This window comes from Catenulispora yoronensis (assembly GCF_039531695.1).
Taxonomy (GTDB): domain Bacteria; phylum Actinomycetota; class Actinomycetes; order Streptomycetales; family Catenulisporaceae; genus Catenulispora; species Catenulispora yoronensis.
Genome location: NZ_BAAAQN010000002.1, coordinates 240,194 through 252,914 on the forward strand (window position 1 = coordinate 240,194; position 12,721 = coordinate 252,914).

The 12,721-nt window shown below is 70.8% G+C and carries 12 protein-coding genes and 1 riboswitch; of the genes, 8 read left to right on the forward strand and 4 right to left on the reverse strand.

What is annotated here, in order from left to right:
• The first annotated feature begins 57 nt into the window (after positions 1-57).
• Entirely contained in the window at positions 58-813 is a 756-nt protein-coding gene (locus ABD481_RS02510) for a helix-turn-helix domain-containing protein (RefSeq protein WP_344663821.1), read from the forward strand.
• Here ABD481_RS02510 and ABD481_RS02515 read toward each other — a convergent pair.
• Positions 779-1,765, reverse strand: coding sequence for a glucosyl-3-phosphoglycerate synthase (locus tag ABD481_RS02515; protein ID WP_344663822.1), 987 nt, complete (start codon positions 1,763-1,765; stop codon positions 779-781). The genes ABD481_RS02510 and ABD481_RS02515 overlap by 35 nt on opposite strands.
• Before the next feature lie 145 nt (positions 1,766-1,910).
• Positions 1,911-2,042, forward strand: a riboswitch (SAM riboswitch).
• A gap of 15 nt (positions 2,043-2,057) precedes the next feature.
• Here ABD481_RS02515 and thrC point away from each other — a divergent pair.
• The 6 genes from thrC (at position 2,058) to ABD481_RS02545 (ending at position 10,020) form a co-directional block, all read left to right on the forward strand.
• Positions 2,058-3,320, forward strand: a complete 1,263-nt coding sequence (gene thrC, locus ABD481_RS02520; RefSeq protein ID WP_344663823.1) for a threonine synthase — start codon at positions 2,058-2,060, stop codon at positions 3,318-3,320.
• A 62-nt stretch (positions 3,321-3,382) separates the two neighbouring features.
• A complete protein-coding gene (locus tag ABD481_RS02525; protein ID WP_344663824.1) occupies positions 3,383-3,658 on the forward strand; it encodes a MoaD/ThiS family protein in 276 nt (91 codons plus the stop codon).
• A 356-nt stretch (positions 3,659-4,014) separates the two neighbouring features.
• Positions 4,015-4,218, forward strand: coding sequence for a cold-shock protein (locus ABD481_RS02530; protein ID WP_344663825.1), 204 nt, complete (start codon positions 4,015-4,017; stop codon positions 4,216-4,218).
• A 400-nt stretch (positions 4,219-4,618) separates the two neighbouring features.
• Positions 4,619-6,241: a chaperonin GroEL gene (gene groL / locus ABD481_RS02535; protein WP_344663826.1), complete on the forward strand. Its 1,623-nt coding sequence runs from the start codon at positions 4,619-4,621 to the stop codon at positions 6,239-6,241.
• 212 nt (positions 6,242-6,453) lie between these two features.
• Positions 6,454-6,993, forward strand: a complete 540-nt coding sequence (locus ABD481_RS02540; protein WP_344663827.1) for a Uma2 family endonuclease — start codon at positions 6,454-6,456, stop codon at positions 6,991-6,993.
• A 108-nt stretch (positions 6,994-7,101) separates the two neighbouring features.
• Positions 7,102-10,020: an ATP-binding protein gene (locus tag ABD481_RS02545; protein ID WP_344663828.1), complete on the forward strand. Its 2,919-nt coding sequence runs from the start codon at positions 7,102-7,104 to the stop codon at positions 10,018-10,020.
• 158 nt (positions 10,021-10,178) lie between these two features.
• Here ABD481_RS02545 and ABD481_RS02550 read toward each other — a convergent pair whose 3' ends face one another.
• The 3 genes from ABD481_RS02550 to ABD481_RS02560 all read right to left on the reverse strand — a co-directional run bounded on the left by ABD481_RS02550 (position 10,179) and on the right by ABD481_RS02560 (position 11,996).
• Complete coding sequence (locus ABD481_RS02550) at positions 10,179-10,592, reverse strand: helix-turn-helix domain-containing protein (protein ID WP_344663829.1); 414 nt, start codon at positions 10,590-10,592, stop codon at positions 10,179-10,181.
• A gap of 60 nt (positions 10,593-10,652) precedes the next feature.
• On the reverse strand, positions 10,653-10,925 hold the full coding sequence (locus tag ABD481_RS02555) for a DUF4031 domain-containing protein (RefSeq protein WP_344663830.1): 273 nt from the start codon (positions 10,923-10,925) through the stop codon (positions 10,653-10,655).
• Positions 10,926-10,994: 69 nt separating this feature from the next.
• Positions 10,995-11,996, reverse strand: coding sequence for an NAD(P)/FAD-dependent oxidoreductase (locus ABD481_RS02560; RefSeq protein WP_344663831.1), 1,002 nt, complete (start codon positions 11,994-11,996; stop codon positions 10,995-10,997).
• Between the two features lie 78 nt (positions 11,997-12,074).
• Here ABD481_RS02560 and ABD481_RS02565 point away from each other — a divergent pair, with 78 nt between their 5' ends.
• Positions 12,075-12,662: a helix-turn-helix domain-containing protein gene (locus ABD481_RS02565; RefSeq protein ID WP_344663832.1), complete on the forward strand. Its 588-nt coding sequence runs from the start codon at positions 12,075-12,077 to the stop codon at positions 12,660-12,662.
• Positions 12,663-12,721: the final 59 nt, after the last annotated feature.

The following is a 12,721-nucleotide window of genomic DNA, read 5'->3' on the forward strand; positions in this document are numbered from 1 at the left end:
CCATTCACGCTTGAGTGAATGATGACGCAACCGTGAGCGTCTGGCAAGATGGATCCCATGGGCAGCAAAGAAAAAGGTCCTGACCTGGGTGGGGTGCTCGGCGGGCTGAGCGCCGACCTGCGGGCCGACCTGCGCGGGGTACGGCGCGACGTGTCAGCGGCGGTCGCCGACGCCACGGCGCGGGCCGCCGACGCCCGGGACCAGGCGGCCGGGCTGCGGCCGCTGATCGACGAGGTGGTGCGCACCGTCACCGACGTCGACACCATCAAGGCGCTGGCCGACACCACCCGGCTGGGGATCCTGCGCGCGCTGTCCCGGGACCGGGTGCCGAAGTCGGCGAAGGAGCTGGCCGAGGAGCTCGCCGAGCCGCAGACCAAGCTGTACCGGCACCTGAAGGTGCTGCTGGAGGCCGGGCTGATCGAGGTGGCCGAGACCCGCGTGGTCTCCGGCATCGTCGAGACCCGCTACCGGGCCGCGCAGGCCTCCGTCACCATCGACCCGACCGCGCATCCGGACGAGACCCGCGAGGCGATGGCCCGGATCATCAGCGAGAACATCGGCGACTACACCCGCCGGTTCCTGCGGCATCTGGACACCGAGGACATCCCGGCGGACACCGAGGACGCCAAGAAGCACGGCGCGCTGTACTTCCTGTCCGCCACCTTGCCGGCGGACGCCGCCGACGAGTTCCAGGATCGGCTGGAAGCCCTGGTCAAGGAGTTCGACTCCCGGCCCCGGGACCCGAATGGGATCCGGCTGGAGGGCCTGGTCTCCTGCTTCAGGATGCCGTCGAACCCGGACCCAGCGTCCTGATCGGCGGGCGCTCCACCACGGCCACGTCGGTGGAGCGCGGCGCGAAGCCCTCGGCCTCGCGGTGGAACTGGGTCATCAGGGTGTGCGGCTCGACCGCGTCGTCGCCGGGCACTATCCGCCCCTCGCGGTGCAGCCGCTCCCAGGCCACCTGCATGATCTCGCTGGCCATCCGGCCCAGCCCGGCGTCGTCCTGGTGGTGGTGCAGGCGCACGCCCACGTCCACCTGCGCCATGCCGTCCAGCCCGACCAGCGCCAGGGTGTCGATCAGCATCGCGGTCTCCACGCCGTAGCCGGTGGGGAAGGGCAGCCGCTCCAGCAGCGAGCGGCGCGCCGCGTACTCCCCGCCGAGCGGCTGCACGAACCCGGCCAGCAGCGGCCAGTGCAGGTTCAGGATCGGCCGCGCCACCAGCTCGGTGACCCGGCCGCCGCCGGCCGGCAGCACCGCCGAGCCGGCCACCAGCGGCCGGTCGTACATGGCCTTGACCAGGTGCACGTCCGGATCGGCCAGCAGCGGCCCGAGCACGCCGGTCACCACCGTGGAGGAGAACTCCCGCAGGTCGGCGTCCACGAAGCAGACCAGCTCCCCGGTGGTCGCGGCCAGGGACCGCCACAGCACCTCGCCCTTGCCCGGCACCGAGGGCACGGCCGGCAGGATCTCGTCGCGGTGCAGCACCTTCGCCCCGGCCGCCGCGGCGTTCTCCGCGGTCCGGTCGGTGGAGCCGGAATCGACCACCAGCAGCTCGTCGACCAGCGGCGCGGCCTCCATCAGGTCCTCGCGGATCGCGGTGACGATCGCGCCGACCGTCTCCTCCTCGTCCAGGGCGGGCAGCACCACGCTGATCCGGACCGGACCGGCGGCGGTGTCGTGCTTGGCGGTCAGGAGCCGCTCCAGCGGCCAGTCCGACGCCTTCGAGGAGCGCACGGCAAGCCACCGCTCCACCTCTTCCAGCACCGGGCTCTCCACTCCTGAAAATAGGTACCATCGACCACCTCAAGGTTAAGGGAACGATCTGTTGGAAGGTTGTCTCGGGATCCGGACAGACTGGTACCGCTCGGGCCCCGGGGCCTTACGCTCGTTGAACGACAACTGAATAAAGCGCTCATCCAGAGGAGCTGAGGGACCGGCCCTGTGACGCTCCGGCAACCATCCGTTATGCCGTCTTCGACGGCACGGTGCGGTGCCAACTCCGGCCCACGCGGCAGCCGCCGTGTCGTGGGAAAGATGAGGAAAGGAACCTCTCGCCATGTCCAGCACCCTGCTGTCCGCTCCCGCCACCACCCAGCCCTTCGGCCCGGCCGTGCACCTGTCCTGCCGCGAGTGCGGGCACACCACGGAGCTCGGTCCGAAATTCGCCTGCGAGGAGTGTTTCGGCCCCCTGGAGATCTCCTACGACTTCGGCACCGTGACCCGCGAGCAGATCGAGGCCGGGCCGGCGTCCATCTGGCGCTACGCGCCGCTGCTGCCGGTCCCGGCGGACGTCGCCAGCCGCCCGAACACCAACCCCGGCTGGACCCGCCTGGTCCGCGCCCAGAACCTGGGCCGCGAGCTGGGCCTGTCCAACCTGTACGTGAAGGACGACTCCGGCAACCCGACGCACTCCTTCAAGGACCGCGTCGTGGCGATCGCCGTCGAGGCCGCCCGCACCTTCGGCTACACCACGCTGTCCTGCTCCTCCACCGGCAACCTGGCCGGCGCGGTCGGCGCCGCCGCGGCCCGGGCCGGCCTGGAGGCCTGCGTGTTCATCCCGTCGGACCTGGAGAAGGAGAAGGTCGTCGTGGCCTCCGTCTACGGCGGCCGGCTGATCGCCATCGACGGCACCTACGACGAGGTGAACCGGTTCTGCAGCGAGCTGATCGGCGACGAGCTCGGCGAGCGGTGGGGCTTCGTCAACGTCAACCTGCGGCCGTACTACGCCGAGGGCTCCAAGACCCTGGCCTACGAGATCGCCGAGCAGCTGGGCTGGCGGCTGCCGGAGCAGATCGTGGTCCCGGTGGCCTCCGGCTCGCAGCTGACGAAGATCGACAAGGGCTTCCGGGAGCTGATCAAGCTCGGCCTGGTCGAGGACACCCCCTACAAGGTGATCGGCGCCCAGGGCTCCGGGTGCTCGCCGGTGTCGCAGGCCTACAAGGACGGCATCGACGTGATCCGCCCGGTGAAGCAGCCCGACACCATCGCCAAGTCGCTGGCGATCGGCAACCCGGCCGACGGGCCGTACGTGCTGGACATCGCCCGGCGCAGCGGCGGCGCCGTGGAGGACGTCACCGACGAGCAGATCCGGGCCGCCGTCAAGCTGCTGGCCCGCACCGAGGGCATCTTCGCCGAGACCGCCGGCGGGGTGACCGTGGGGGTGCTCAAGAAGCTGGCCGACGAGGGCCGCCTGGACCCGGACGCGGTGACCGTGGTGATCAACTCCGGCGACGGGCTCAAGACCCTGGACGCGGTGTCGGACTGCGGGCCGACCGCGGTCATCAAGCCCTCGCTGGACGCCTTCCGCGCGACGCTGTGAATCCGTCCGGCGATTCGCACATCTTTCCGCGCCCGCGTGCGCACCAAGTAAGGAGCATGTGAATGAGCATCACCGTACGGATTCCCACCATCCTGCGCACATACACCGACGGACAGGCCGAAGTGTCCGTCGCGGGCGGCACCCTGGCCGAGGTGATCGACCAGCTGGAGGCCGACCACGGCGGGATCCGGGCCCGGGTGCTGGACGAGGAGGGCAAGCTGCGGCGCTTCGTGAACGTCTACGTCAACGACGACGACGTGCGGTTCGCCGAGGGGCTGGGCACCGCGGTGCCCGAGGGCGGCAACGTCTCGATCATCCCGGCGGTCGCAGGGGGCTGATGCGTTAGGCACCCCCCCGGTGTCCCGGGCCGCGGACCGGTTCCCGTATCGTTATCTACTCACCGTGTTCACGGGCAGCGGATACGCGGGGATCGGTCCGTATTTGTCCGCGCACCTCTTACCATCCCGGCCAGAATCCCTGGGATTTAGACCTGTTGTACCGTGCGTCACTTTGGCTAGTCTCAGCGCCGGTCGAACGATTCGGCGAGATCCCTCCAGCTCAACCCTCTTGGTACGGCGGGTGGTACGGCGACGAACGCAGACCCTGGCCCGCGGGGTGCGGGCCGGTAATGGGGTGGGTGTTCCACTGGGGGTAGCCCACTCCGTTCTAGAGCCGGCAGCAAGGGGAGTACGGAATGGCTCAGGGCACCGTCAAGTGGTTCAACGCGGAGAAGGGCTACGGGTTCATCGCGGTCGACGGCGGGTCGGACGTCTTCGTCCACTACAGCGCGATCCAGATGGACGGCTACCGCAGCCTGGAGGAGGGGCAGCGGGTCGAGTTCGAGATCTCGCAGGGCCAGAAGGGCCCCCAGGCCGACATGGTCCGGGTCACCGCCTGACCGCTCGCTCACGTCCGCGCCACCGGCGCTGACTTCCCCCACCCGGGTCGCGACCTTCGGGCTTCTGCCGCCGCCCGCTTCGGAGGACTCCGCACCACACACGGCCAGAGCCCGCTCCCGCAGCACCGGGAGCGGGCTCTTGTCGTGCGCCCCCCGGACCTCTGGTCGTGCGCCCGGCGGCGGTGGTGCGCGCGGTCCGCCCCCGCACCGGCTTGCACTCGCCGGGGGAGAGTGCTAATCATTGAGCTTGGCAGTCTCACACCGAGAGTGCCAACCATGAGAACCTCTCAGGCGAGGTTCCGCCACCGCCCGGCAGGGACCGCGCGGTGCGGCGGGGCCGTCCGTCGCGGGCGCCTGGCGGTTCGCCAAGGAATCCCTGGTGTGGGAGGTCTGTACCACAATGTCGAAGATCATCGCGTTCGACGAGGAAGCCCGGCGCGGCCTCGAGCGCGGCATGAACCAGCTCGCGGACGCGGTCAAGGTGACCCTCGGCCCGCGCGGGCGCAACGTCGTCCTGGAGAAGAAGTGGGGCGCCCCCACGATCACCAACGACGGCGTGTCGATCGCCAAGGAGATCGAGCTCGAGGACCCGTACGAGAAGATCGGGGCCGAGCTGGTCAAGGAGGTCGCCAAGAAGACCGACGACGTCGCCGGCGACGGCACCACCACCGCCACCGTGCTGGCCCAGGCGCTGGTCCGCGAGGGCCTGCGCAACGTGGCCGCCGGCGCGAACCCGATGGCGCTCAAGCGCGGCATCGAGGCCGCCGTGGAGGCGGTGTCCGCCGAGCTGTCCGCGATGGCCAAGGACGTCGAGACCCGCGAGCAGATCGCCGCGACCGCCTCGATCTCCGCCGCCGACACCGCGATCGGCGACATGATCGCCGAGGCCATGGACAAGGCCGGCAAGGAAGGCGTCATCACCGTCGAGGAGAGCAACACCTTCGGTCTGGAGCTGGAGCTCACCGAGGGCATGCGCTTCGACAAGGGCTACATCTCCCCGTACTTCGCCACCGACCTGGAGCGGATGGAGACGTCCTTCGACGACCCGTACCTGCTGATCGCCAACAACAAGATCGGCAACGTCAAGGACGTGCTGCCGATCCTGGAGAAGGTGATGCAGAGCGGCAAGCCGCTGGTCATCATCGCCGAGGACGTCGAGGGCGAGGCGCTGGCCACCCTGGTCGTGAACAAGATCCGCGGCACCTTCAAGTCGGTCGCGGTGAAGGCCCCCGGCTTCGGCGACCGCCGCAAGGCCATGCTCGGCGACATCGCGATCCTGACCGGCGGCCAGGTCATCTCCGAGGAGGTCGGCCTGAAGCTGGACTCCGTCGGCCTGGAGATGCTGGGCAAGGCCCGCAAGGTCGTGGTGACCAAGGACGAGACCACCATCGTCGACGGTGCCGGCGACGCGGACTCGATCGAGGGCCGCAAGAACCAGATCCGCGCCGAGATCGAGAAGTCGGACTCCGACTACGACCGCGAGAAGCTCCAGGAGCGCCTGGCCAAGCTGGCCGGCGGCGTGGCCGTGATCAAGGCCGGCGCGGCCACCGAGGTCGAGCTCAAGGAGCGCAAGCACCGCATCGAGGACGCGGTGCGCAACGCCAAGGCGGCCGTCGAGGAGGGCATCGTCGCCGGCGGCGGCGTGGCCCTGCTGCAGGCCGGCCACAAGGCGTTCGAGAAGATCGACCTCACCGGCGACGAGGCCACCGGCGCGAACATCGTGCGCCTGGCCCTGGAGGCCCCGCTGAAGCAGATCTCCGTCAACGCCGGCCTTGAGGGCGGCGTCGTGGTGGAGAAGGTGCGCGGCCTGGAGTCCGGCTTCGGCCTGAACGCCGCCACCGGCGAGTACGTCGACATGATCAAGGCCGGCATCCTGGACCCGGCCAAGGTCACCCGCTCCGCCCTGCAGAACGCGGCCTCCATCGCGGCCCTGTTCCTGACCACCGAGGCGGTCATCGCCGACAAGCCGGAGAAGTCCGCGGCCCCGGCCGGCGGCATGCCCGGCGGCGACATGGACTTCTGAGCCCCGGCTCGGAGTTCCGCGCGAACAGCGTGACGGAAGGCGGTCCCGGCTTCGGCCGGGGCCGCCTTCGGTGTTTTCGAACGGATTTTTACCCGTGCGGGTGATAATTTCCGGTTCGCTTCCCTCGCGCCGCCCGTGGGGTGTGAGTCTATGCTCGGAGTGTGACGACGACGGGACACTCCGATGCCCACGGCGGCGGCAAGGAGCCACTCATGACGGTCACGGCGGAAGAACGGCAAGCCTTCCTCGAGTTCGACGCGAAGCTCGGCCCTGAGTACCGCGCTGAGCTCATCGCAGGGAGGATCATCGTGAATCCGCCGCCGGTCGGCAACCATGAGCATGCGATCAGCCGGATCACCGAGCAGCTCCTGCGGAAGTCGGCCATCCCTTTCGACTTCTCGGCCAACCGAGGGTTGAGCACCCCGTTCGGCAACTTCATCCCGGATCTGGCTGTCGTCGAGCGCGGCCTTTTCGTCGACGAGCCCTCGTGGGGCACACCCGCCGGGTGGTTGCTCGTGCTGGAGGTGACTTCGTCCGCGCCGATCGACGACCGGGAGGCGAAGCGCAAGGCCTATGCCGCGGCCGGTATCCCGCTCTACCTGCTTGTCGACCGGGGTCGGCGAGAATCCGTGCTGTTCAGCCGGCCCGATGTCGAGGCCTGGGACTACGGGGCCGACGTCCGGGTCCCGTTCGGGGAGGATCTCGAACTTCCCGCCCCGTTCTCCTTCACTCTGACCAACTTCGCTCGCTGACCCGCGCCGCCGTTTCCCGGTGCCCCGGTCGCGGCCCTGGGCAACCCTTGCCCGTCCTCTCCGATCTCTGGGTTAATGAAGGCATCAGCCCTGTGAGACGGGAGAGCCATGGTCCCAGCGTCGCCCGGCCGCCATCGCGTGCTCCGATGGCTGAACCATCCGCGACGGCTGGTCCGCCTCACCCCCGGCCAACGGCGCCGGTTCATCCTCGTCATCGGCAACACCATCGTCACCTCGGGGTCGATCATCCTTCAGGTGTCGACGCGGGGGAACCTCGTCGTCTGGACGCTGGCGCTGATAGCCGTGTCGCTGATCACCGGCATCCTGGCCATCGGGACCGAGTGGCTGATCGTCGAGGGGACGAATCAGTCCCCGGATTCCGGGTCGGCGCGGGGTCCCGCGTGGCCGCGCCAGGATCAGGGGCCGGGGTATCCAGCCGGTCAGGCGCCTTATGCCGCCGACACCACCACCACGTCGTTGGAGCTTCCGCCGGCCGATCCGCAGTTCATCGGTCGGCGTCCGCATCTCCAGCAGCTGCGCTCCATGCTCGCCCGCACCGCCAACGACGGGCGCGGCGCGCCGGTCCTGGCGTTGTACGGCATGGGCGGCGTCGGGAAGACCTCGCTCGCGGTCCAGTTCGCCGAGGAGGTGCGTGAGGAGTATCCCGGCGGCGTCCTCTACCTGTCGCTCGGCGCGGCCGGGACCGGTGGCACCACGAGCCTCGACGCCCCGGATCCGGCGACCTCCCTGGGCCGGCTGCTCGCGGCGCTCGGCGTGCGCGCGGGGGAGGTCCCGCCCGAGGAGGAGGCGCGGCGGCGGCTGTATCACGACCGGCTCGTCGGGCGCCGGGTGCTCGTCGTCCTCGACGACGCCAAGTCCGCGGCGCAGGTCCGGCCGCTGCTCGCCCGGGTCCGCGGCTGCGCGACCGTCATCACCAGCCGGCGTCCCCTCGGACTGCTCGAAGCGGATCCGTTCACCGTCGGCGGGCTCGACGAGGACGATCTGCGCGAACTCCTCATCCGCCAGGTCGGCGCGCAGCGCGTCGCCGGCGAGCCCGACGCCGCGCGGCAGATCATCCGCGCGTGCGGCGGCCTCCCGCTCGCCCTTCGCCTGGTCGCGGCCCGCCTCGGCGCCAACAAGCACTGGACGCTGGCCGAACTCGCCGGCCGTCTCAGCCTGGACGAGTTCCGCTCCGGCGACGTCCGCGTCCGGGACGCCATCGCCGTCTCCTACGCCGACCTGAGCGCGCGCAGCCGCCAGGCGTTCCGCCTGCTGACGCTGTTCCCCTCGGTCTCGCTCCGCGAGTGGGCCCCGGCCCCGCTGCTCGACATCCCGGTGGCCGAGGCGCCGCTGGTCATGGAGGACCTGGTGGAGGCGCAGCTGTTGGAGCGCGCCGCCCGCGGCACCTCCAACGGCAACGAGTACCGCTTCCACTCCCTGGTCCGCGAGTACGCCGAGGAGTGCCTCACCGCCGAGGAGACCGCCGAAGAACAGCGCGCGGCCCTCGCCCGGCTCGGCGGCGCTTTCCTGACCTTGGCCGAATACGCGGAACACCTCACCGATCCCACCGTCCCCCGCCACGGACGGGCCGGGGGCACCCTGCCCTCCCACGCCGAGCACTGGCACGTCGACGACCCCGACCTGCTGCGTTACGCCGAGTACGGTCCCACCCGCTGGCTCCTCGGCGACTGCCGCCGTGTGGGCCGCATGGTGGAGCGCGCGCACGAGCACCAGCTGTGGGACCTGTGCTGGGAGATGTCGGTGGTCCTGGCCCGGGTCTTGGAGACCGTCTACACGGTGTGGAACCGCTGGGACGACGTCCTGCGCGCCGGCCTGTCCGCCGCCACCCGCCGCGGCGACCAGCGCGCGGAGTCGATCATCCAGCAGGGCTACGGTGTGCTGCGGCACTACCAGGACCGCTTCGACGAGGCCGAACAGCACTTCACCGTGTCCTTGCACCTCTGCCAGGAGATAGGCCACCGTCCCGGCGAGGCCTACACGCTCCGTTGGATCGGCCGCAGCCACTACTTCGCAGGCCACTTCGCCGCCGCGGTCCACGACCTTGAGAACGCCCTCGAACTGTCCCGTGCGCTGGGCAACAAACTCGCCGAGGCCCGCGTCCTGCGCGACCTTTGTGAGGCGTACGCAGGGCTTCGGCGCTTCTCGGACGCCGAGGACGCCATCCGCACGGCGCTCGAACTCTTCGCCGGCGACGCCGTCGAGCAGGGCGCCGACTGGGACGTGCGGCAACCTGCCGAAGCCGCTCGCGCGCGGCGGGATCTGGGCGTCCTGCTCAACCGCCGCTACAAGTTCACCGAGGCCGAGGAGCAGCTCACCTCGGCCGTGGACACGCTGACGGCGCTCGGCCATTGGTACTGGCGGGCGTCGGCGGTCTTCGACCTGGGCATGCTGCGCCTGCGTCAGCACCGGCCGATCGAGGCCGAGGCGTTGATCCGGCAGGCGTACGAGACCTTCCACAACTCCGGCTACCGCTACTGGACCGCGGTGGTCGGACGGCGCATAGGCATGCTCCGGCTGGAACAAGGGCGGGTGGAGGAGGCCGTCGAGTACGTGCTGCCGGCGTTGGAGACGTTCCAGCAGCTGGGGCTGGGCTTATGGGAGAGCTACACCTTGCGGGTGCTGGCCTGGGCGCGCCGCGAGGAGGGCCGGCTGGACGTCGCCGACCAGCACTTGGAGGACGCCGCGACGCTCGCTGCGCGCTATGACGATCCGTGGGGCCTGATGCGCGTGCGGTGGATGCAGGCCTCGGTATGGATGGCGCAGGGCCGCCCGGAGGCGGTGCGGCTGTACCGCGAGGCGGCGGCGACCGCCGCGCGCTACGAGGAGCCGTGGCAGGAGGCTGAGATCCTGGCCGACCTGGCGAAGGCGCTGCGGGCCACGGGGGACCGCGCGGCGGCGGCGCTGGCCGAGGCGGAGGCCGAGGCGAAGGCGGTCGGGACGACGCGGCGGGCCAGCCGGTGGCGGTCGTTGGCGATCGGCGGGGGCCGCCGGGAGCGGCGGGGTTAGCGGCGGGGGCTTGCGGTCGGCCTGGCAACGGGTCCGGCGACCGGGGCTTGCGGACCGGTCTATCGGCAGGGCTCGCGGCGGCGGGTGCCGCTGATCCCCCGGCGGCGGGTACGGCGGGCAAGGCGGGCGGGCATGGCGGGAACCGTCCGCGCAGGCCGCTAAAGCCACTCCCACCGCGTCACGCGCCACCCCAGCTGCACCCGGCTCCGCGCTCCCGCCAGCGTCATCAGATCCCTGATCCGCCGCTCGATGCTGCGGGTGCTCAGGTGCAGCGAGCGCAGCGTCGCCCAGTGGGTGTCGGTCAGCATCAGCTCCAGCAGGCGCCGGGTCTCGCCGTCCGGCCTGGTGCCGGTCGGTTCCGGCTCCGGGTCGGGATCGGCGCCGAGCTCGGGCAGGCCGGTCAACGCGGCGTGCCGGCCCAGCTGCATGCGGTTGCGGCAGTCGGCGCCCTCCATCAGGGCACGGACATGCCGCTGCACGGTGCGCTCGCTCAGTCCCAACCGGTGCGCGACCGCCCGATCGGTGAGCCCGCTGATCAGCAGCGTCAGTGTTTTCTGCTTCGCATCCATCATCTTAGATACGCTTCGGACCCCGGATAGGTTGACTCGTTCCACGGCTGTCTTCCGTTCCCTCTACCCGTGCGGGCGCCGAGCACGCTTGGGGCGCCGCAGCCCGGCCTCGGTCAGCCGCCGCAGCAGCTCCCGCGATGCCACCGGCAGCGCTCCGGCGGCGACCGCCGTCTCGTAGAGGTGGGACGGAATGTCGTAGTGATCCCGCTCGAATCCCCGCGCCGGCACGCCGATGCGGTCGGCGAAGGTGTGCAGCTCCGCGAACGAGGCGTCGCTCACCAGATGCGACCACAGACGACCGTGGCCGGGCCACGTCGGCGGGTCGATGAGGATCATTCGGTCATCAAAGCACATCGCGCGGGTGAAGGTCCGGTGACGGCGCGGGGAGGTTGAGATTCGGCGCCGCTACGCGGACTTGCCCGCCGTTTCCAGCCCCGCTGCCAGATCCGCCTTCAGATCCGCCTCCACGTCCGCCTCCACCAACGCGGCGTTGATCTGCCCCGCCGTGATCGTCGCCGATCCGGCCGCCGCGATCACGCCCGCCGACGGGTCGGCGACGTTGCCCGCCACCCACACCCCGGCCACCGACGTCCGTCCGCCCGGTCCCACGACCGGCCAGCCGGTCTCCGGGTCGGAGTCGCAGCCCAGGCTGTCCAGCAGCGCGTTGTTGCTCCGGAATCCGGGCACCAGGAACAGCGTTTCGCGGGCCACCACCGTCCCGTCCGCCAGTTCCACACCGGTGAGTCGGCCCTCGTTCTCGACCAGCCGCTCGACCGGGCGCTCCTCGACGGTGATCCCGCGCGCCCGCAGCTTCGCCCGGTCGGCGTCGTCCAGCGGCTGCCCGTCGAGGAAGTAGACCAAGTCGGCGCTCCACTGCCGCAGCAGCAGGGTGTGGTGCGTGGACATCGGGCCGGTGGCCAGCGTGGCCAGGGCGCCGTCCCGGACCTCCCAGCCGTGGCAGTACGGGCACACGTGGACGTCCCGCGCCCACAGCTCGGCGACGCCCGGCACGTCCGGCAGCACATCGGTGAGTCCCGTGGTGATCAGCAGCTGCCGCGCGGTCGGCACGCAGCCGCTGGCCAGGGTGACGGTGAAGCCGGAGGCGGTGCGCTCGACCCGCTCGGCGAAATCCGTCACGACCACGCCGCCGTAGGACAACACCTCCTCGCGCCCGACCTCCAGCAGCTCCAGCGGCGGCATGCCGTCGCGCGACAGGTAGCCGTGCATGTGGCCGGCCTTGGCGTTGCGCTGGGCGTGGGCGTCGACGACCAGGACGCGGCGGCGCGCGCGGGTCAGCATCAGCGCGGCCGACAGTCCGGCCGGACCGCCGCCGATGATGATGACGTCGTAGCGCTGGTCGTAGTGCTGGTCGGCGGTCTCGGTGCTCTCGGTGGTCTCGGTGCTCATGCCGCGAGGATGCGCTCGGACGGCTCCGGCGGGCAAGAAAAGTTGCCACTTCGGCAAAGTGGGGCGAAGACTGGGGCCATGGCCGACCCCCAGGATCCGACGCCCGCCTTCGGCGACCGCCTCCGCGCCGCCCGCCGGGCGAAGCACCTGACGCTCGCCGACGCCGCCGTCGAGACCGGCATCTCAGTGAGCACACTCTCCCGCCTGGAGAACGGCGCCCGCCGTGCCACGCTGGAACTCCTGCTCCCGCTGGCCGACCTCTACGACGCCTCCCTGGACGAACTCGTCGGCCGGACGCCGCCGCCCCGCAAGCACCCCCACGGCCGCGTCATCGTGCCCCTGACCAAAGAGCCCGGCGGCCTGCGCGCCTACAAGATGCTCCTCCCGCCCCCGCACGGGGAGGTGGTGCCGGAGCTGCGCACCCACGAGGGCTGGGAATGGATGTACGTCCTCAGCGGCCGCCTGCGCGCGGTGCTGGCCGAGCACGACATGGTGCTGGTCCAGGGCGACGCCATGGAGTTCGACACCCATGTCCCGCACTGGTTCGACTCGGCGGGACCCGGACCGACCGAGGTGCTGACCCTGTTCGGTCCGCAGGGGGAGCGAGTGCATGTCCGGGCCCGCTCCCGAGGCGTGTGGGGCGCCGGTGACGGTTCTGGTTCATAGCCCGCTGCTGCTCGGCCGCTATCGCTCCAGCTCCGCTACCGCTCAGCCCGCGATCGCTC